Annotated in this window: 21 protein-coding genes; all 21 read right to left on the bottom strand. The window is 36.5% G+C overall.

Annotated features, from left to right (window positions below; genetic code table 11):
- Window positions 1-312: 312 nt before the first annotated feature.
- Window positions 313-1,590, bottom strand: a complete 1,278-nt coding sequence (gene spoIVB / locus BK577_RS09440; RefSeq protein WP_078433520.1) for a SpoIVB peptidase — start codon at window positions 1,588-1,590, stop codon at window positions 313-315.
- A gap of 443 nt (window positions 1,591-2,033) precedes the next feature.
- The gene (recN, locus tag BK577_RS09435) at window positions 2,034-3,734 is read right to left on the bottom strand and encodes a DNA repair protein RecN (RefSeq protein WP_078432653.1); all 1,701 of its coding nucleotides are present in this window, start codon (window positions 3,732-3,734) and stop codon (window positions 2,034-2,036) included.
- Window positions 3,735-3,766: 32 nt separating this feature from the next.
- The gene (gene ahrC, locus BK577_RS09430; RefSeq protein ID WP_026558860.1) at window positions 3,767-4,216 is read right to left on the bottom strand and encodes a transcriptional regulator AhrC/ArgR; all 450 of its coding nucleotides are present in this window, start codon (window positions 4,214-4,216) and stop codon (window positions 3,767-3,769) included.
- A 222-nt stretch (window positions 4,217-4,438) separates the two neighbouring features.
- Window positions 4,439-5,287, bottom strand: a complete 849-nt coding sequence (locus BK577_RS09425; RefSeq protein WP_078432652.1) for a TlyA family RNA methyltransferase — start codon at window positions 5,285-5,287, stop codon at window positions 4,439-4,441.
- Window positions 5,284-7,185, bottom strand: coding sequence for a 1-deoxy-D-xylulose-5-phosphate synthase (gene dxs, locus BK577_RS09420; RefSeq protein ID WP_078432651.1), 1,902 nt, complete (start codon window positions 7,183-7,185; stop codon window positions 5,284-5,286). The genes BK577_RS09425 and dxs overlap by 4 nt, the downstream gene beginning before the upstream one ends.
- Window positions 7,186-7,510: 325 nt before the next feature.
- On the bottom strand, window positions 7,511-8,395 hold the full coding sequence (locus tag BK577_RS09415) for a polyprenyl synthetase family protein (RefSeq protein ID WP_078432650.1): 885 nt from the start codon (window positions 8,393-8,395) through the stop codon (window positions 7,511-7,513).
- Window positions 8,392-8,646, bottom strand: a complete 255-nt coding sequence (locus BK577_RS09410; protein ID WP_026558856.1) for an exodeoxyribonuclease VII small subunit — start codon at window positions 8,644-8,646, stop codon at window positions 8,392-8,394. The genes BK577_RS09415 and BK577_RS09410 overlap by 4 nt, the downstream gene beginning before the upstream one ends.
- A complete protein-coding gene (gene xseA, locus BK577_RS09405) occupies window positions 8,639-9,991 on the bottom strand; it encodes an exodeoxyribonuclease VII large subunit (RefSeq protein ID WP_078432649.1) in 1,353 nt (450 codons plus the stop codon). The genes BK577_RS09410 and xseA overlap by 8 nt, the downstream gene beginning before the upstream one ends.
- A 97-nt stretch (window positions 9,992-10,088) precedes the next feature.
- Complete coding sequence (locus BK577_RS09400) at window positions 10,089-10,946, bottom strand: bifunctional 5,10-methylenetetrahydrofolate dehydrogenase/5,10-methenyltetrahydrofolate cyclohydrolase (RefSeq protein WP_078432648.1); 858 nt, start codon at window positions 10,944-10,946, stop codon at window positions 10,089-10,091.
- 18 nt (window positions 10,947-10,964) lie between these two features.
- Window positions 10,965-11,357: a transcription antitermination factor NusB gene (gene nusB / locus BK577_RS09395; RefSeq protein ID WP_078432647.1), complete on the bottom strand. Its 393-nt coding sequence runs from the start codon at window positions 11,355-11,357 to the stop codon at window positions 10,965-10,967.
- A gap of 484 nt (window positions 11,358-11,841) precedes the next feature.
- On the bottom strand, window positions 11,842-12,225 hold the full coding sequence (locus tag BK577_RS09390; protein WP_078433519.1) for an Asp23/Gls24 family envelope stress response protein: 384 nt from the start codon (window positions 12,223-12,225) through the stop codon (window positions 11,842-11,844).
- Between the two features lie 48 nt (window positions 12,226-12,273).
- On the bottom strand, window positions 12,274-13,626 hold the full coding sequence (gene accC / locus BK577_RS09385) for an acetyl-CoA carboxylase biotin carboxylase subunit (RefSeq protein ID WP_078432646.1): 1,353 nt from the start codon (window positions 13,624-13,626) through the stop codon (window positions 12,274-12,276).
- 12 nt (window positions 13,627-13,638) lie between these two features.
- The gene (gene accB / locus BK577_RS09380; protein WP_078432645.1) at window positions 13,639-14,139 is read right to left on the bottom strand and encodes an acetyl-CoA carboxylase biotin carboxyl carrier protein; all 501 of its coding nucleotides are present in this window, start codon (window positions 14,137-14,139) and stop codon (window positions 13,639-13,641) included.
- Window positions 14,140-14,410: 271 nt separating this feature from the next.
- Window positions 14,411-15,130: a SpoIIIAH-like family protein gene (locus BK577_RS09375; protein WP_078432644.1), complete on the bottom strand. Its 720-nt coding sequence runs from the start codon at window positions 15,128-15,130 to the stop codon at window positions 14,411-14,413.
- Window positions 15,131-15,790: a stage III sporulation protein AG gene (spoIIIAG, locus tag BK577_RS09370; protein ID WP_078432643.1), complete on the bottom strand. Its 660-nt coding sequence runs from the start codon at window positions 15,788-15,790 to the stop codon at window positions 15,131-15,133.
- Window positions 15,780-16,433, bottom strand: coding sequence for a stage III sporulation protein AF (spoIIIAF, locus tag BK577_RS09365; RefSeq protein WP_078432642.1), 654 nt, complete (start codon window positions 16,431-16,433; stop codon window positions 15,780-15,782). Before spoIIIAF ends, spoIIIAG begins: the two co-directional genes overlap by 11 nt.
- Window positions 16,434-16,448: 15 nt before the next feature.
- On the bottom strand, window positions 16,449-17,660 hold the full coding sequence (spoIIIAE, locus tag BK577_RS09360; protein WP_078432641.1) for a stage III sporulation protein AE: 1,212 nt from the start codon (window positions 17,658-17,660) through the stop codon (window positions 16,449-16,451).
- A 67-nt stretch (window positions 17,661-17,727) separates the two neighbouring features.
- Window positions 17,728-18,126, bottom strand: a complete 399-nt coding sequence (gene spoIIIAD / locus BK577_RS09355; protein ID WP_026558845.1) for a stage III sporulation protein AD — start codon at window positions 18,124-18,126, stop codon at window positions 17,728-17,730.
- Between the two features lie 8 nt (window positions 18,127-18,134).
- Window positions 18,135-18,341: a stage III sporulation protein AC gene (gene spoIIIAC / locus BK577_RS09350; protein WP_026558844.1), complete on the bottom strand. Its 207-nt coding sequence runs from the start codon at window positions 18,339-18,341 to the stop codon at window positions 18,135-18,137.
- Window positions 18,342-18,360: 19 nt separating this feature from the next.
- Entirely contained in the window at window positions 18,361-18,876 is a 516-nt protein-coding gene (spoIIIAB, locus tag BK577_RS09345; protein WP_026558843.1) for a stage III sporulation protein SpoIIIAB, read from the bottom strand.
- Window positions 18,877-19,794, bottom strand: a complete 918-nt coding sequence (gene spoIIIAA, locus BK577_RS09340; RefSeq protein WP_078432639.1) for a stage III sporulation protein AA — start codon at window positions 19,792-19,794, stop codon at window positions 18,877-18,879.
- Window positions 19,795-19,808 lie beyond the last annotated feature (14 nt).

Below are 19,808 nucleotides of genomic sequence, written 5' to 3'. Positions count from 1 at the left end.
TTTGCCAATATGTCTGATATCTTTACATATGATTACATAATAAATAATTTCGACAATCCTATAAAAAACCCTTTATTTTTTCAAAAAAACTTTAAAAAATGGAGGTAAACTACGATTTTCTTCATTTTACTTCGTTTTTCGACTTATTGCATCATTTGACAATTAACTAAACACATGGTTTTGTCGAAAAATCTTTCTCTTTTATTGTACATAAATTTGTCAAAAATGAAAAGGTTAAATTAGGGAGTGCAAAAAGAAAAAAAAAAAAAAAAAAAAAACTGTCAAGAAATTAAATTTCTTGACAGTAAGAGTTTAGCTCGCTTTTTGTTCTTGATTTCCATATATATCTATACCTGCTTCATTTAACATCCATTCTATATGAACTCCATATCCTGAAGTTGGATCGTTAACAAAAACATGTGTCACGGCTCCTATTACTTTACCGTTTTGGATAATAGGACTACCGCTCATTCCTTGAACAATGCCACCTGTTTTATCAAGTAGTCGTTGATCGGTAATCTTTATAACCATTCCTTTTGTTGCCGGGAATTTTTGAGGAACAGAACTAACTACTTCAACTTCAAATTCCTCAACTTTGTCTTGATCTACTACAGTTAAAATTTTAGCCGGTCCTTCTTTCACTTCATTTGATAAGGCAATAGGCATCGCTTTATCCATTACACCATTATTAATACCCTGATTTAATTCACCAAAAATTCCAAAAGGACTGTTTCTCGTAATATTCCCAATTACTTGACGATCACTTGAAAATCTTGCTAATTTCTCACCAGGATTACCATTGCTTCCTTTTTCAATTGAGGTAACTGTAGAACGAACAATTTGTCCATTGTCAACAACAATCGGTTTTTTCGTATCCATATCAGATATAACATGTCCTAATGCACCGTATTTTTTCGACTTAGGGTCATAAAATGTCATTGTTCCAATTCCAGCTGCAGAATCTCGAATATATAATCCAATACGATAGGAATGATCATGTTCGTCTTTAAGAGGATACAATTTGGTCTTTACTTCTACTTGTTCCCTGTTTAAAACTAAGTCAAGAGGTTCTCCAGTTTTTCCAGCTTTTTGAATAAACGGAGTAACATCACTCATCTGTTCAATTTTTTTTCCATTAATATGAGTAATAATGTCTCCTATTTCAACACCTGCTAGTTCACCGGGAGATTTTTTACCGTCAGTTGTATCAATTTGATGGTGGCCTACCACCAATACGCCAAGAGTATTTAGTTTTACACCTATTGACTGCCCACCAGGTATAACCTTAAAATCAGGTAAAACCTTTACACCGGCTTTTTTCACAGGAAAGCCTGCAAGATCAAAAACAACTTCACCTTCACCTGCTTGTTTCCCATGTATATCAAGTGTTTTACCATCATTATTTTTTTGAACAGTAAATGCTTCCTCAGAAGGTTGATTAGCATTTACAGGTAAAGAATTGTCAACACTCATTGTTTGAGACTGAAATACTGTTACCGTTTTTGGCATCTTTACATATTCTTGAACTTCTTTTATAAAACCTAAACTCATTACTAACACAAGGAGAAGTACACCAACTAATTTTCTCATTTTATCTGTCTGCAAAAACCTTCACTCTCCTCGCTCCTAACCCACACCATAAAGTCTTTATGGCTACAGTTTTAATGTAGCCTTTTGGAAGCTTATTTATAACTTGAATAACTAGAAAAATGAAGGATTTGTTGCATGTTTTAGCAGGATTTTACGTATATCCTCTTGAAGATTTTAAAATTTGGCAAAATCCGTTCCCATCGTATAGTCTTTTGCCGTGTTGGCAATGTTAATCTTGGTAGTTACTTTAAGAGCGCAAGCGCCTTGATCAGCCCCGACAAGCATAAGACGATTTAGAATAGAAGGTGTTCTTTGCCTTCATTTCTAAATTGGCTTATGACCTGAGGGGCTAGGCGCTGGAGCTGGATGTCGCACCCTTATCCACAATTTTATATTTTCTTGGACGATAAAAAAGCTACCATATAAAGTATGGTAGCCTCAATTTATCGTTTTGCCGTGTGTGCAAGAGAAAGAAGTTCTTTAGCATGTTCTTTAGATAATTCAGTCACTTCAACACCTGCAATCATACGACCAATTTCTTTAATTTTTTCTTCTTCATTTAAAGGTTTTACACTTGTTTTTGTTCTACCGGCTTTTGTTTCTTTTGCGATATATAAGTGGGTATCTGCCATTGCTGCAACTTGCGGTAAGTGTGTAATACATAATACTTGTGAACCACTTGAGACACGATAAATTTTTTCCGCTATTGCTTGGGCAACCCGCCCGCTTACACCTGTATCTACTTCATCGAATATAATTGAAGTAATCCCTTGGTGTTGGGAGAAAATACTTTTCATCGCAAGCATAATTCTTGAAAGCTCTCCACCTGATGCTGTTTTACTAAGTGGTTTAAGCGGTTCCCCCGGATTTGTTGATATATAAAATTCGATTTCATCGACACCGTTAGAACTATATTTTAACTCATGTGACGGTGTACGCCTCTCATCAATATTTACATCAAAGCTTGTTTTTTCCATATACAGTTCTTTTAATTCTTGATGTATTTCATTAATTAATACCTTCGCGTGTTTCTTGCGTATAGCTGAAATGTTTTTTGCTTCAACAGAAAGGTCTTCCAGCACTGATTCAAGTTCTTTTTGCAATTTGGTTAAATGACTATCTTTGTTTTGAATTGTATCAATTTCTTCTTCGATTTTCGCAGAGTAGGTTAAAATCTCTTCAACTGATTGTCCATATTTACGTTTTAAATGATTAATTTCATTTAAACGACTTTCAACATAGTTTAATCTCTCCGGGTCAAATTCCAATGAGTCTAATTCATTCCGAACTTCATATGAGAGATCTTCTATCATATAAAACGCATTTGAAATTGTCTCGGATAATTCTTTTAATTTTATATTTATATGACTTACATTTTCAAGATGGCTCATCGCTAGGCCAACCCAGTCCAACCCTCTTTGCTCACCATGCAATGAATTGTAACTGTTGTTTAATGAATCATAGATTTTTTCATAATTTGAAATTTGATGCTTCTCTTCCTGAAGCAGCTCATCTTCTTTAGGTTGTAATTCAGCATTTTCAATTTCTTCAAGTTGAAATTGAAGCAAATCAAGGCGATGAGCCATCTCTTGTTCATTTTCCGAAAGCTGAATAATTTTTCTTTTTAACCCATCGTAACGTTGATAAAGCTCTAAATAAGCAATAAGAGCACTTTTGACTTCTTTACCACTATATTGATCTAACAATGATAAGTGATTTTCCTCATTCATTAGCTCCTGGTTATCATGTTGTCCATGGATATCAACTAATAACTGACCTATCTCTCTTAATACTGCTATAGTCACGAGCTTTCCATTTATACGACAAATACTTTTTCCTGAGGAACTCATATCTCTACGGAGAATAATCATACCGTCACTCATATCAATGCCAAATTCTTCACAACGTTCATAAACCGGGTGTTGATCCTCATCTAATAGAAAAAGCGCTTCTAACTCTGCCCGTTTTTCACCATATCGCACAAATTCAGAAGAGCCCCGTGCTCCAGCCAATAAATGAATCGCATCTATTATAATTGATTTACCTGCCCCTGTTTCACCTGTTAAAACAGTTAAACCTTTTTCAAAGGAAACAGTCAAAGATTCAATAATAGCAAAGTTTTTTATTGATAATTCCGCTAACAAACAGAATCCACCTCTTATATTTATTCTTTTAATTAAAGCATATCTAAAAATCGCTGTGTAATGTTCTCGGTATCAAGCGGTGTTCTACATATAATCAGAATCGTATCATCACCACAAATTGTACCTAGTACTTCATCCCAATCAAGATTATCAATTAATGCACCGATAGCATTGGCGTTACCTGGCAGTGTTTTCATGACAAGCATATGTCCTGCGGAATCAATTTTCACAAAAGCATCCATTAGCGCCCTTTTCAACTTTTGTAAAGGATTAAAACGCTGATCTGCTGGTAAACTATACTTATAACGGCCATCCAACATCGGAACCTTCACCAAGTGAAGCTCTTTTATATCTCGAGAAACAGTGGCTTGTGTAACATTAAAGCCCATTCCTTTTAATAAATCAACTAATTCATCTTGTGTTTCAATATCATTATTCGTGATAATTTCACGTATTTTTATATGTCTTTGTCCTTTATTCATCTAAGGCACCCCTTTTTTCGTTGCTGCGAATCAATTATCTCTGTATGTTTATACCTTTTATCTTATATTAAATCCCTTTAATTGTACAGATTTATTCAAACGCACACTGAAAAAGTGCATAAAATTAAACAAATGAAAGATAATGGATGTAAGACTTAACCTAAGTTTTGCATGAATATACAGACTATTCTTTCATCAAAAAAACAGGAAATAGCGAACCTGCTACTCCTGTTTTTCAGTTTGTTTTTTTTCTTTTAATATTAAATGTGCCTCATCGACAATTTGTCTTTCTGTTTTTTCAAGATAATTCGTTCCTTCCGCTTGGCTTCCTTCCCAACTTAAGTGAAGAAGAAACTCGATATTGCCATCCCCGCCTGTAATAGGTGAGTAAGAAAGATTATGAACATCGTATCCTTGCTTCAATACAAAAGCCAACATTTCTTTTAAGACAAATTCATGTACTGAAGGATCTCGGACAATCCCTTTTTTTCCAACAAACTCTCTCCCTGCCTCGAATTGTGGCTTAATTAAAGCAACTACATCACTCTCAGGACAAAGAATTGTTTTTAGAACAGGGAAAATTAATCGTAATGATATAAAGGAAACATCAATTGATGCAAATTCCGGCATTCCTTCTTGAAAATCAGAAGGTGTTACGTAACGAAAGTTTGTTCTTTCCATTACAACTACACGATCATCTTGACGTAGTTTCCATGCTAGTTGATTATAGCCAACATCAAGTGCATACGACAGTTTTGCTCCATTCTGAAGAGCGCAGTCTGTAAATCCTCCTGTAGAAGATCCGATATCTATCATAATTTTATCTTGAACATTAACATTAAATTCATTTATTGCTTTTTCTAATTTTAATCCTCCGCGACTAACGTATGGAAGAGTTTGTCCTTTAACTGTTAGCACTAAATCCCGAGATACTTTTTCACCAGGCTTATCAAGCCGCTCTTCATTACCGTATACTACACCTGCCATAATAGCACGTTTTGCTTTTTCTCTTGTTTCAAATAATCCATTTTCAACTAGAAGGATATCTAGTCTTTCCTTTTTATTACTCATGATCGTAAAACTCTTTTCTCTTGTTCAGGTAACAATGTCATCAATTTGTCTACTACCTGCTCTGTTGTCATTCCTATTTCTTCAAGTAATTTTGATACACTTCCATGTTCAATAAATTTGTCAGGAATTCCAATACGAGAAATAATTGTTTGAGTGTAATTATGCTCTTGTGCAAATTCAAGGATTGAACTTCCAAATCCTCCTTGTAATACGGCTTCTTCAATGGTTAGGATCGGAATCTTTTCCGCGAATACTTTATGAAGCATTTTTTCATCTAAAGGTTTAATAAAACGAGCATTCACTACCCGGATAGATTTTCCTTGTTCAGCTAATTTATCTGCTGCTTCCATCGCCATCTCAATGGTTGTTCCAAATGTAAGGATAACAGCATCTCGACCTTCTTTTAACACTTCCCACGTACCAATCGGTATCACTTTAAGATCTTCATCCATAGGTACTCCAATACCGTTTCCTCTTGCATATCGAAGCGCAATTGGTCCATCCTCATATTTTAATGCAGTATTTACTAAATGTTGTCCTTCGTTTTCATCTTTTGCCATCATTATGACCATATTCGGTAAATGTCTTAAGAAGGCAATATCAAATACACCCTGATGTGTTTCTCCATCAGCACCTACAAGTCCTGAACGGTCGATACCAATAAATACATTTAAATTTTGGCGGCAAATATCATGAAGCACTTGATCATATGCCCTTTGAAGGAAGGTCGAATATATCGCTAAAAACGGCTTCATATTTTGCGTTGCTAAACCTGCAGCCATTGTTGTAGCATGCTGCTCGGCAATTCCGACATCGAACATTCGATCCGGGAATTCTTCTGCGAAAGCTTCAAGTTTAGATCCAACAGGCATTGCCGGTGTAATGGCCACTACACGTTTATCTTCACGTGCAACTTTTTGAACGGTATCACTTACTAACTTACTCCAAGCAGGCCCAATGACCTTAGGTTTTACAAAATCACCTGTTTCAATTTTGTAAGGACCTGTTCCATGCCAAGTTCCGATTGTATCAGACTCAGCAGGCTTATATCCTTTTCCTTTTTTCGTAATAACATGAAGTAGTACGGGTCCTGATGTTTTTTTTGCGTATTGAAGATTTTCAAATAAATTATCATAATTATGACCATCTACAGGACCTAAATAAGTAAACCCTAATTCTTCAAAAAAGATTCCAGAGACAAGCATATATTTTAAACTGTCTTTTACACGCTCAGCTGTTGAAGCAAGCTTTCCTCCAACGGCTGGAATCCTTTTCAAAAGGTATTCGAGCTCATCTTTTACCCAATGATACTTCCCTGCTGTTCTAAGTCTGCCAAGCACATTATGGAGAGCACCGACATTCGGCGCTATAGACATTTCATTATCATTGAGGACCACAATAACATCCTTTTGTTCATGTCCTATGTGGTTGAGAGCTTCAAGTGCCATACCGCCTGTTAATGCTCCGTCTCCGATAATCGGGATAATATGCTCTTTTGTTTGTTTAATATCTCTTGCTATAACCATCCCCATTGCAGCGGATAATGATGTAGAGCTATGACCGGTTTCCCATACATCATGAGGACTTTCATCACGCTTCGGAAAACCCGATAACCCTTTATATTGACGTAATGTATCAAAATCACCAGCTCGTCCGGTTAGGATTTTATGTACATATGATTGATGACCAACATCCCAAATAAATTTGTCTTTTGGACTGTTAAATACTTTATGAAGTGCAATAGTTAATTCAACGACACCCAGGTTAGGACCAATATGTCCACCTGTTCCAGATAATTTTTCTATAAGAAATTTTCGAATGTCCGCACTTAATTGTTCAAGTTCATTATTTGATAATTTTTTCAAAAAGCTTGGGTCTTTAATGGATAGAAGATCCAAATGGATCACTCACTTTCAATTCAGTTTACTTCTCTACTATATACTTTAGTTCTATTATATTCTTATCTATCTATTTTAACGTATAAATCACCAAGGTTAAAATATTTTTAAAAACAATTGTTTATGATGACTTTTAGTAAGCAAAAAAAACTTACCATAAAAAAGCACTAATTACAATGTTTTATGCATAACATTACCTGGGACGCTATCATAATCATGATTTTCTATACAACTTTTCATATATGGTTTACCCGTCATTACAGGTAAAGAAACAACTAATAAAAAACCGTCTCCAAATGGAAAACGGTTAGATGTTAATCATAAATTAATGATCTCTTTTGGCAATTAAATCACAAAACTGTTCCAATAATTCGGTTTTTGTTGATAGGTGCTGAAGCAATTCTTTCGCTTGCTTAATATGATCTTGAAGTTTTTCTTTAGCCCCCTGCATAGAAAGAATAGAAGGATATGTTGTTTTTTCATTAAGCGTATCTGATCCTACAGGCTTCCCAAGCTTATCTTGACTGCCCTCAATATCCAAAATATCATCTCTAATTTGGAACGCAATTCCAATATGATAAGAAAATTCTCTTAGTTTTTCAATATCTTCTTCTGGGGCTTCTGCTAATATTGCTCCAGCAAGTATACTAAAGCCTAATAATTTAGCCGTTTTATTTTCATGGATATATTGAAGTTCCTCAAGGCTTAGACTTTTTGCTTCACCTTCCATATCTGCAACTTGTCCGCCAACCATTCCTTCTGCACCAGCTGCTTTAACAAGTTCAGATACTAGTCTTAACTTATTCTCAGCTTTTATAGCTGGATCATCAACGATCAGAGAAAAACTCTGTGTTAATAAACCATCACCTGCTAAAACGGCAACTGCTTCTCCGAATACTTTATGATTAGTCGGCTTTCCTCTTCTCAAATCATCATCATCCATACAAGGTAAGTCATCATGTACTAATGAGTATGTATGAATCATTTCAATTGCACAGGCAGTCGCAATTCCTATGTCCTCAGGCTTTTTATACGTATGAAGTAAAGCCAAGACCAGCGCTGGTCGTAAGCGCTTCCCACCTGCTTTTAATGAATAAAGCATTGATTCTTTAATTGATTGAGGAGTAGATAAATCGCTAATAAATAGCGGCAAAGCTTCTTCAATTTTCTTTTTACGAGAGATTAGAAAATCGTTCACATTTATATTCACGATTTTTCTTCCTCCTGAAGCTCAAACGGCTTTAATTCACCATCTTCACGCAATATATAATCCATCTGTTTTTCAACATGCTGCAGCTTATCATGACAAAGCTTGGAAAGTTCCATACCATTTTGAAAATATTCGATTGCTTTTTCTAACGGAACATCACCTTCTTCAAGCTTTCCAACAATCTCCTCGAGCTGTTGCATGGCCTGTTCGAATGATAATTCTTCATCTTTACTTTGTTTTTCATTACTCATGAATCTTACGCTCCTCTATTCCCTGAACTTCACAATCAAGTTGTCCATCTTTTAATTGCACCTTTAATACTTGACCTTTAGAAATTTGATTTACGCTTTTGATCAGCTTATCTTCTTGGTAAACCAGGCTATACCCGCGGTCCATAATTTTTAACGGACTTAATGCATTTAGTTTATCAATTGTAGCATGAAATTGCGAATGTTTATGTGTGATGATTGATGACATTTCCCTGTTAAGCTTTCTTAACAAAGTCTCATATGCTTCATTCGAGCGTTTTACCTGATCCTTTGGATGAACTTTTTCAAGTCGGTTTTTAACATATGTATACGTTTCTTTTTTACGAAGGATCACTCTTTCTCCTTCTTTATGCAATCGATCAATTATGTTGTCAAGCTGTTGTTCCTTTTGCAAATAAAGCTGTTTAGGATATCGAAACGCATAGGATGTTCTATAATGATTCAGCTTTTCCTTTTGTGTACTCAATTTTTCTGTCATTGCTCTTGTTAATCGGTTTTTTCGTTCTAAAATTCTTTCCAACAATTCTGTAGAATGTGGAACAGCCATCTCTGCAGCACCAGTAGGTGTGGGTGCACGTAAATCGGCTACAAAATCTGCAATTGTAAAATCTGTTTCATGTCCAACTGCTGAAATGATCGGCACTTGTGAAGAGAATATCTCACGAGCAACTATTTCTTCATTAAATGCCCATAATTCCTCAATTGATCCTCCACCACGACCAACAATTAATACATCTAGGGTTCCTAATCGGTTTGCCATTTTTATTGCCTTAGCAACGGACGGACCTGCTTGAACACCTTGAACAAGCGCTGGAATTAATATGACCTTAGCCATTGGATATCTTCTATTTATTGTTGTTAAAATATCTCGAATCGCCGCTCCGGTTGGTGAAGTGATAACCCCGACTTCATTAGGATATCTTGGTATTGGTTTTTTATATTTCTCTTCAAAAAGACCTTCTAGTTGAAGCTTTTTCTTTAATTCTTCATAAGCCAAATAAAGACTGCCGATCCCATCGGGCTGCATCTCTTTAACATATACTTGATATCCGCCACTTTGTTCATATACAGTGATTTCACCACGTAATAGAACCTTCATGCCGTTTTCAGGCTTAAATTTCAAGGATTTATTAGCTCCAGCAAACATCACAGCTTGGATTCTTGCTTTTTCATCCTTTAGCGTAAAGTACATATGTCCCCGACTATGTAGATTGAAATTTGAAATTTCTCCTTTAATCCATATATCAGTCAGATGAGGATCAACATCAAACTTACGTTTTATATATTTTGTAAGTGCTGTAACTGTCACATACCTGGGTTCACTCATATATTTGCCTCCTTTCCAATCATATAGATCCTAAAAAAAGTTAAGGACAGAATGCTAAGCCTCATTCCGCCCAAAACTTTCTTAATTAATAGAAGGCTTATTTGCTTTCCAAGGAATTTTTTGCTGATTGTACAGTGTTATGGGCAAGCATTGTGATCGTCATTGGGCCTACTCCCCCTGGAACAGGTGTTAAGAAACTAGCCACTTCCTTCGCCTCATCAAATACTACATCCCCAACCAATTTCCCAGTATCTAATCGATTTACACCAACATCAATCACGACTGCACCAGGTTTGATTTGGTTCCCCTTAATAAAATTAGCTCGTCCAACAGCTGCAACCAAAATATCCGCTTCTTTTGTATAAGAAGTTAAATCTTTTGTTTTTGAATGGCAATAAGTAACTGTTGCATGTTCGTTTAATAGTAATTGACCTACCGGTTTACCGACAATATTACTTCTTCCAACTACTACCACATTTTTTCCGGCTATTTCAACACCTACTGATTTGATCATTTCAACAATACCTGCAGGTGTGCATGGTAAAAATGTATCTTGTCCAGTCATCATTCTACCGATATTGATTGGGTGGAAGCCGTCAACATCTTTTAGAGGTGATATTTTTTCTACAACAGCTGTTTCATTAATATGTCCCGGTAATGGAAGTTGAACTAAAATCCCGTGATATTCATTATTGTTATTATAGCTCTCAATAACATCAAGAAGTTCATTTTCACTTAGAGACTCAGGGAAATGTTCCAATTTAAATCCGACACCGATTTCTTCAGCAGCTTTTTGCTTTCCTCTGATGTAAGAAACAGATGCAGGGTTATCTCCTACTAAAATAACAACGAGCTTCGGCAGTAATCCCCTTGACTTAATTTGTTCTACCTCTACCGCCAGCTCACTTCTTTTTGTTTTTGATAATTCTTTACCATCAATGATTGTTGCAGCCATTCCTAATTCCTCCTAAAGTTATCTCTCTAGATTTTGTTTAATTTTAGAAAGTACACCATTAACAAACTTACTTGAATGGTCATCACCAAATGCCTTTGCTAATTCAACAGCTTCATCAATCGCTACATTTGCAGGAACATCTTCTGCAAATTTCAGTTCATATGCAGCCATACGTAATATCGTTTTATCGATATTTGCTAAACGCTCAATTGTCCAGTTAACAAGGTGTGGAGCAATGAGCTCATCCAACTCCTTTTGATGTTCTATTGTTCCGAAAACGAGCTGGTTCAAAAACGCGTCTGATCGTTCCTCTTCCAACGCATGCTCAATTGCTTCATTTGGGTCTGTTTGGCTAACATTTACTTGAAATAGTGCCTGCAGGGCCTTTTCCCTTGCTGTTCTACGCTTCATTCTATACTTGCTCCTTTAATGTTTAAAAATGTCGAATGTCATAAAGTGATCATACCATATCTAACTAGCAGATTCATTCGTAATTTCATATGTTTTTTGTTATATCCCGAATGAAAAGGCTTTTATCCAAATAAACATTCGTTGTTTAAATATATCCTATTAACAATATAACCAGTGATAACTATACTATAAACCAATTTAACTAAATACTATGTAAGAACAAAAGCGCAAGCGCCTTGATCAGCCTAGGGCAAATAAGACGCAAAGCAATAGAAGACGTTCTTTGTCTTCAATTCCTTTGTGGCTAGGCGCTGGAGCTGGATGTCGCGCCCTTATCCACATAATTTCCTAGACGATTAGAAAAACTTGGCTAATCGCCAAGTCCTTATGTCGAACGCCTTAGTTTTTCTTATACTATCTGATCTTACACAAAAAAAGAAACCAAAGGTATAACCCTTGGCTTTTTTGAAACTTGGTTTCTTCATTACATTTCTTGATCTACTTCAACATCTTGAGTTTTAGTTTCAAATTGAACACCCACAACGTGAATATTCACTTCGTTCACTTCTAATGCTGTCATATTCAATAATGCTTGACGAATATTATCTTGAATTTTTTGAGCAACAGTCGGAATGGATACACCAAAGATCATTACACAATATACGTCGATAATGATTCCTACGTCAGTTAAATCAACTTTTACACCTTTACCATGGTTTTTCTTTCCTAAACGCTCTACAACCCCTGCTGCAAAATTACCTCGCATTGAAGCAACACCTTCAATTTCAGAAGCAGCAATACCTGCTATCACTTCAATGACTTCCGGAGCAATTTCAACTTTACCTAAACCATTATTCTCAGGATTCATTTCTAACACATTATTTGTCTCTTTCAAGAATCGCACCTCCGTGTATTTTTATGATTCCATCACTTTATGCAGTTCTAAAAATTTTGTATTAAACTCTCCGCTAACAAATTTTTCGTGATCAAGAAGTCTCAAATGGAATGGAATTGTAGTAGATACACCTTCTATCACAAATTCACTTAATGCACGTTTCATTCGAGAGATTGCTTCTTCTCTGGTAGCACCATATGTTATTAGCTTTGCAATCATTGAATCATAATATGGCGGAATTGAATATCCGGGATATGCTGCTGAATCCACTCTTACACCCAAACCTCCCGGAGGTAAGTACATCTCAATTCTGCCTGGAGACGGCATGAAGTTCTTTTCTGGATTTTCTGCATTAATACGACACTCAATAGACCAGCCATTAAATGTTACTTCATCTTGTGATACAGACAATTTCTCACCGGAAGCTACTTTAATTTGTTCTTTTATTAAGTCTATGCCCGTTACCATTTCAGTTACTGGATGTTCAACTTGGATACGAGTATTCATTTCCATAAAATAATACTTCTTATTTACATGGTCAAAAATGAATTCAACTGTTCCTGCACCAGTATATTGAACTGCTTCAGCTGCCTTAACTGCCGCTTCTCCCATTTGCGAACGAATATCTTCGTCAAGAGCTGGTGATGGAGTTTCTTCTATTAATTTTTGAAGTCTACGTTGAATTGAACAATCACGTTCACCTAGATGTATTGTATTACCATGGGTATCAGCTAACACCTGAATTTCTACGTGACGGAAATCTTCAATGTATTTTTCAATATATACTCCAGGATTTCCAAACGCAGTTGCTGCCTCTTGCTGGGTGATTTCGATTCCTTTTATAAGTGCCTGCTCGTCTTGAGCAACACGGATACCTTTACCTCCTCCGCCAGCAGTTGCTTTAATTATAACAGGATATCCCATATCGTTGGCTAATTTTTTCGCATCATTAATGTTCTCAATAATTCCTTTTGAGCCCGGGACAATCGGAACACCGGCTTGGCGCATCGTTTCCCTTGCAACATCTTTTGTTCCCATTTTCGAAATTGCGTCAGCACTAGGACCTACGAAGATAATATTACATTCTTTACAAAGCTCAGCAAAGTCGGCATTTTCTGCTAAAAAGCCGTATCCCGGGTGTATCGCATCACTTCCCGTTAGCTTAGCTACGCTAATAATATTCGTAAAGTTTAAATAGCTGTCTTTTGAAGCTGTTGGACCAATACAATAAGCTTCGTCAGCTAACTGTACATGCAGGGCTTCTCTGTCCGCTTCTGAAAAAACAGCAACTGTTTCAATATCAAGCTCTTTACATGCTCGGATTATTCGAACAGCAATCTCGCCTCGATTGGCTATTAATAATTTCTTAATCATCATTTTAGCTCCTTACTCAGGCTTTACAAGGAATAGAGGTTGACCATACTCAACAAGTTGTCCATTTTCTGCGAGTATTTCAACAATCTCACCTTTTACTTCTGCTTCGATTTCATTAAAAAGTTTCATCGCTTCTACGATACAAACAACAGAATCATTTGTAACTTTAGAGCCAACTTCAACATAATTTCCTGCCTCAGGAGATGAAGCTGCATAGAATGTCCCAACCATTGGAGACGTAATTTTATGTAAATTTGCGGTGTCTGCTTTAGACTCCTCTATCGGTGCGGCAACCTCAAGTGTTGCTGGTTGTGCAGGTGCTGCTTGTGTTTCTTGCTGCACATGGACAGCTTCAGCTGGTGGAGCAGCCACTACATTACGTACGACTGTTTCAACCTCATTTGTTTGTTTTTTCATTTTTATTTTTGAACCATCTTGTTCAAATGTAAATTCATTAATAGAGGAATGATCAATTAATTTAATAATTTCTCTGATTTCCTGGATCTTTAGCATGCTTAAGCACCCCTTTAATTCATGTGACCATGGTAAAACTCATGATCTTTTATTTTATAATCTAGTACTAAAACTTAGTCCCATAATACCATCTTACGATACATAATAGAAGAAATTCAACATTAATTCTTCCCATTTATGAGCAATTCTACTGAAGGAGCGAGAATATTTTTCTTATTGGATGATCTTTTCTCATAAAAATTTGAAGAATATGGATAGAACAGGAAAAGGATCAACCCTTTATGGATTGACCCTTCCTATTATACCATCTTTATTGAGCAGGCTCGAAAGTTACAATAACATCTTCCATATTTTCCATTTCATCTCTTACAAGTGTCATGATTTGGTTAGCTGAAGATGCATTATGTTCTTTTGCTTTTACAGTAATTTTCACATTATTCCCATCCGCACGAACAAGTGCATCGTCAAATCCTTTTGATTTAATTAATGTTTCAAGAAGCATTTCCTTTCTTGCTGCATCATTCAATGCTTCCATTTCATCATAAGCGTCGCTTTTCTCTGTTGCAGATGCATCATTACTTGCAACGATCGTTTGTAATTGCTCTTTTAACTCATTTCGTTGATCATCTAATTGCAAACGAAGTTCAGTAAATAATTCATCACTTGAAACACTGGAGCTTGAGATAACAGTTCCATCTTCTAACTCTTCAGTTTGTACTTCACCTTCTTCACCAGCTTCAGTACCTTCAGTTTTTTCTGATGTTTCATCTGTGTCAGTTGCTTGGGATTCTTCTGTTGCTTCTGATTCTTCTGTTGTTTCAGTAGCTTCAGCATTTTCAGCTTCTGTCCCCTCTTCTTTCGCTACCTCCTGACCATCCTCAGTTTTTGCATTTTCACTCACTTTTTGATCGTCACCAGTCATAACAACATTACTGGATCCACCCTCCGGAGAAGTAACATAATATACAGATAATACCACCACTAAACTTAGCATTGTTAATAGCCAAACCGTTTGCTTTTTCAACATCATCTATTCATCCTCCTTCATTTTTTTCGATGCTACAGCTACTCGGTGGCTGGGTACTCCCAACACTCTCGTAACCGATTCTACAATGGTCTTTTTTATGTGAATGTTGTCAGCACCACCGGCAACGACTAAGACACCGCGAATCTCAGGCTTTTTTGTTTGAATGACAATGGGTGCCTCTTTTTCACCATCTTGGATAATGACAACTTGTTCATCTGTTGAAGAATCCTCTACTTCACGTTTACCACCTTCACGATCTGTCTCTGTAGTTGTTTGGCTCTGCGTGACGGTGTTTTTCTCAACAATCTTCTTTGAGGTGGAATCCACATTTACAACGACATGTACCTCACCAACCCCTGATATTGTTTCTAGCACTTCCTTTAATTGATTCTCATATTCAGCTTCATAATCAGAGATGGAGTCAGTCTTATCACCATTTGTCTGTTTAAATACCTCAGTTTCTTCATTTGCTGAGGTATTAGCGGATGTTTGTATTGAGTTCTGTGATTGTTCCGGACTGCTTGTAAAAAGATTGCTTACTAGCATAAAGGCAACTCCTAGAACAAACACTAGAATAAAATAATGATATTTTGATGGTTTCTTCGAGTTTGACTGACCAAGAATTGCTTTAAGTTTATCTATAAAGCTTTCTTTATTGCTCATTTAATGACTCCTCCCCCCTTTCCAGATCCAATGTGATTTTTTCTTCTTCGACTTCCCAAATTTTTGCTAACGATGCTGCGATTACTTCTGTATGAATGTTATCTACAGATTCATTTTTTGTTATGTCTTTAGATGCATCAATATTGACCGGCTCAATAACTTCCACTGTTCCATCCCCTGCTACTTCTGTTGCTTCTTTTGGTTTTAAGATTACCTGAATATGTTGCAAATCCTTTTGAGAGGCAATGTCTCCTACATTTTCTGATTCGGAAAGAAGGATTGATTCAATCATCACATCATATTTTTGCACCAGCTCCTCTTCTGCCATCGTTTTCATTTGGACAGCCATTTGTTCTAAAATATATGCACGTTGTGAGGCTTGTATTTCTTTTTTCTGAAATTCTATTAAATTTTTTCCGTTTTCATCCTCTGAAGCCGCTTGAAGATTGAATTCCGCTAGTACGTCATTCATATCTGTTGAAAAAATTTTAAAAATCGGATTGATAATGACAATGATTAACAGTAAACTAATGACCATTTTTGCGTATTTTTGCATAGAGGAATTCGGTAATAAAAGGTCGATAACAACGGCCAGTAAAATAAAAACAATGATATTGGTTATCCATTCTGTTAGAAACGACATTTTATCTCCTCCCTTTTAACGCATCATGATTGTTAAATTACTGGCAGCGATAATAACTGTTAAACTTAAGAAAAACATTAACGACACAATAGCCAATGCAGCAAATATATAAATGACACTTTTACTAATGATGTCTAAACAGGAAATGACAGGTCCCCCGCCAAGTGGTTGTAGAATTGCTGCTGCAAACTTATAGATTAATGCAAGAGATAATACTTTAATCGCAGGGAAAGCGACGATAAACAACAGTACCGCTACTCCAAGTACGCCAACTGTGTTTTTCAATAAAACAGATGCACTTATGACTGTGTCCGTAGCATCTGTAAACATTCTTCCTAGGACAGGAATAAAATTCCCCGTAATAAATTTTGCCGTTCGGATCGTAATTCCGTCTGTTACAGCCGCCGAGGCTCCCTGGACAGATATGACACCTAGAAAAATCGTAAGAAAGGAGGCTAATAAACCGATACTTATATTCCTTAACAAGTTAGCAAGCTGGGTGACTTTGTATTGATCTGTTAGTGTGCTTACGATATTCAAAAGGGCAGATAAAAATAATAGCGGCAACACAACATTCTGAATCAATAGGCCGCTTGTATTCATAAGAAAAATGATGACAGGATGAAAAAATGCTGCAGAGGCTAGTCCACCGGAAGAAGCCATTAGTGCTAATAAAAGTGGAATCAGTGCCAAAATAAAGTTCGTCATTGCATGGATCGCTTCATTTGTATACTCAATGGCCACATGAAAACTATTTAGGGCAATAATGATTAATACCATATAAACCAAAGCATATGCCACTTTGCTTACAGCGCTTTGATTGAAGGCATTTTGCAATAACTGCAAAAGCATACTAAAAATTGTTAGCAAAATAAGTGTGCCCAGTAATTTTCCATTCGCTATTAATTCATGAAACATAAATTTCAAAAAAGCTTTTATCCATTCTTGAAAAGAAAGTTCTTTTTCACCATTTAGGAATTGAAGAAGACTACCTTTTTGACTTTCGGGTAAAAATCCTCCGTATTTTGTCATGACCTCATCCCAATAGGTTTTGATATCTGTGATTTCAAGATTTTCAACCTGTTCATTAACAAAGCTCTCGGCATTTATTTCCAAATCCGAATTGGCTTCTTCTGATGTTTGCTGTGGAGTCGTGGAGGCTTGTACATTTATCGGGACTACTAGAAAAATAGAAACAAAGAATACGAAAGTAAGTATTTGCCGCATTCACACACCTCCAACTTATTCAGCTTCTTTCTCTCTTCATTCAGCCTTTCTTCTTGTTAAGAATGGATTATGTTCCTGGTATCATCCCTAGAACCGTCTCAATAATAACCGTTAAAATGGGGATAGCCATAGTAAGAATTAGAATTTTCCCACCTAATTCAATCTTAGAAGCAATGGCACCTTGTCCTGCGTCTTTTGTAATTTGCGCACCAAACTCTGCTATATAAGCGATGCCGATTATTTTTAGGATTGTTTCAACATAAATCAAATTTACATTTGCATTCAGAGCAATCCGTTCAACCATTCGGACAATTTCATACACTTGATCAATTAAAAAAAGAAAAATCACACATCCCACAAATACAACAAGCATAAATGCAAAAGTAGGTTTTTGCTCCTTTACGATAAGGGCAAGAAAGGTTGCAATTAATCCTAGTCCGACAATTTGTATGATCTCGATAAAAATCGCCCCCCTTACCCTTGAAAAAGAAAGACTGATTTAATCTTTTTAAATAAATCATCTACAATTGATGCCACCATAAACAAAATATAGATGAAGCCAATTAATGTGACCCATTGTGCATACTCCTTCTTGCCCATTTGATCTAAAATTGTGTGAAGGAATGCAACGACGATTCCTATCCCTGCAATTTGAAAAATGGTGTTTATATCTACGCCCATTGCGACAACTCCCTTTCACCTACATCAATAAAATGACTAATAACAACCCCGTTAAGACTCCCAAGCTTTTGACCATACGTTCATATCGGTTTTGTCGATCAATAGCATCTGCTTCTTCTCTTTCTAAATGGGTGAGTGCAAGTCTAATGTGCTTTTGCTGTGAAACACGATCATGCTGACCGAGTGTTTCACCAAATTGCTTTAACACCTCATATTCTCCCTGTTTAAAAGCCGTTAAGCGCCATATCTCCTTTAAACTTTCCTCCCATGCACCCTTTACACTTGTGTGTCCTTTTATTAGCTTTTCAGCAAACTGTTCAAAAAAGCCTGATAATGGCTTTGGAAGCTGTTTTGAAATATTCTGTGCTGCCACAATAAGCGAGGTATGACCATACATAATTTCTGCCTCCAAGGATTGAAGGGCAACTTTTAGCTGACGAAGTTGTCTTGTTCGCTGACTTAAATGCTTTGCTGCCTCAAATCCGGCCCAAGTTGTAGCAATAATGATAAGGAACGCACCCATCCATTTGATCATTTACGACACACTTCCTTCTTTTAGTAAGTGTTTACCTTGATGATTTAGGATTTGCTGGACAGTTCCCGGTCCATCTCTTCTTGATAATTCAAGATACCGATCAAAAACATTTGCCTCTACCAACGATCTGATGCTTGGGCGATTCATTAATTCACTAGCTTTATATCCATGTACAGAAACAAATAACTGAACACCTGCATGTACAGCTTCTAAAACAGCTTCTGCATCTTCAGCAGTACCGATTTCATCAACCACAAGTACGTCCGGACTCATCGATCTGATCAGCATCATCATTCCCTCAGCTTTAGGGCATGCATCAAGGACATCCACTCTATCTCCTAATCTGTGCTGTGGTACTCCCTTAACACATCCTGCTATTTCAGATCGCTCATCGACAATTCCGACTTTTCTTGAAGGAATATGTTGATAGCCGCTGCTAATTAATCGGGCAAAATCCCGCAACAAGGTGGTTTTTCCAGTTTGTGGTGGACCAATAATAAGGGTATTTAACCACTTTTGATGGTAGACATATGAAACAAATGGTTCCGCAATTCCCAGCTTCTCTCTTGCAATTCGAATATTAAAAGATGTTACATCACGTATCGCTTTAACTCGTCCATTTTCTGTAATCACCCGGCCGGCTAACCCGACACGGTGACCACCTCGAACTGTGATATAGCCCTTCTTCAATTCATCTTCTAACGTATAAATTGAATAATGGCTTAGCTCGTTTAATAGATTGATTGAATCTTCATATGTTGTCATAGATGAGAGAAAAATGGGTTTCCCGGCTATGATGACTTCAACCTTTTTCAGGATACGAATACGAATTTCTTCTACTCGAGACAAACTTGCAGGATGAAGCTTTAAGATTTCTTTTCTTATGGATTCCGGAAGCATTTCTAGCAACTCTTTCATACCGCTTCCTCCTA

The organism is Metabacillus halosaccharovorans, from assembly GCF_002019635.1.
In the GTDB taxonomy this organism is placed as follows: Bacteria; Bacillota; Bacilli; order Bacillales; family Bacillaceae; genus Metabacillus; species Metabacillus halosaccharovorans.
The sequence above is the reverse complement of the archived record's forward strand: the minus strand, read 5'-3'. Positions and strand labels throughout refer to the sequence as shown.

Coding starts and splice junctions, on each gene's coding strand:
- spoIIIAG (WP_078432643.1), bottom strand. CDS start 15,790: ATGAGCAATAAAGAAAGCTTTATAGATAAACTTAAAGCAATTCTTGGT.
- BK577_RS09425 (WP_078432652.1), bottom strand. CDS start 5,287: ATGAGTAATAAAAAGGAAAGACTAGATATCCTTCTAGTTGAAAATGGA.
- nusB (WP_078432647.1), bottom strand. CDS start 11,357: ATGAAGCGTAGAACAGCAAGGGAAAAGGCCCTGCAGGCACTATTTCAA.
- ahrC (WP_026558860.1), bottom strand. CDS start 4,216: ATGAATAAAGGACAAAGACATATAAAAATACGTGAAATTATCACGAAT.
- BK577_RS09410 (WP_026558856.1), bottom strand. CDS start 8,646: ATGAGTAATGAAAAACAAAGTAAAGATGAAGAATTATCATTCGAACAG.
- spoIIIAF (WP_078432642.1), bottom strand. CDS start 16,433: ATGTCGTTTCTAACAGAATGGATAACCAATATCATTGTTTTTATTTTA.
- accC (WP_078432646.1), bottom strand. CDS start 13,626: ATGATTAAGAAATTATTAATAGCCAATCGAGGCGAGATTGCTGTTCGA.
- spoIIIAA (WP_078432639.1), bottom strand. CDS start 19,794: ATGAAAGAGTTGCTAGAAATGCTTCCGGAATCCATAAGAAAAGAAATC.
- spoIVB (WP_078433520.1), bottom strand. CDS start 1,590: ATGAGAAAATTAGTTGGTGTACTTCTCCTTGTGTTAGTAATGAGTTTA.
- BK577_RS09400 (WP_078432648.1), bottom strand. CDS start 10,946: ATGGCTGCAACAATCATTGATGGTAAAGAATTATCAAAAACAAAAAGA.
- BK577_RS09375 (WP_078432644.1), bottom strand. CDS start 15,130: ATGATGTTGAAAAAGCAAACGGTTTGGCTATTAACAATGCTAAGTTTA.
- spoIIIAC (WP_026558844.1), bottom strand. CDS start 18,341: ATGGGCGTAGATATAAACACCATTTTTCAAATTGCAGGGATAGGAATC.
- xseA (WP_078432649.1), bottom strand. CDS start 9,991: ATGAGTGAACCCAGGTATGTGACAGTTACAGCACTTACAAAATATATA.
- accB (WP_078432645.1), bottom strand. CDS start 14,139: ATGCTAAAGATCCAGGAAATCAGAGAAATTATTAAATTAATTGATCAT.
- spoIIIAE (WP_078432641.1), bottom strand. CDS start 17,660: ATGCGGCAAATACTTACTTTCGTATTCTTTGTTTCTATTTTTCTAGTA.
- BK577_RS09390 (WP_078433519.1), bottom strand. CDS start 12,225: ATGAATCCTGAGAATAATGGTTTAGGTAAAGTTGAAATTGCTCCGGAA.
- spoIIIAB (WP_026558843.1), bottom strand. CDS start 18,876: ATGATCAAATGGATGGGTGCGTTCCTTATCATTATTGCTACAACTTGG.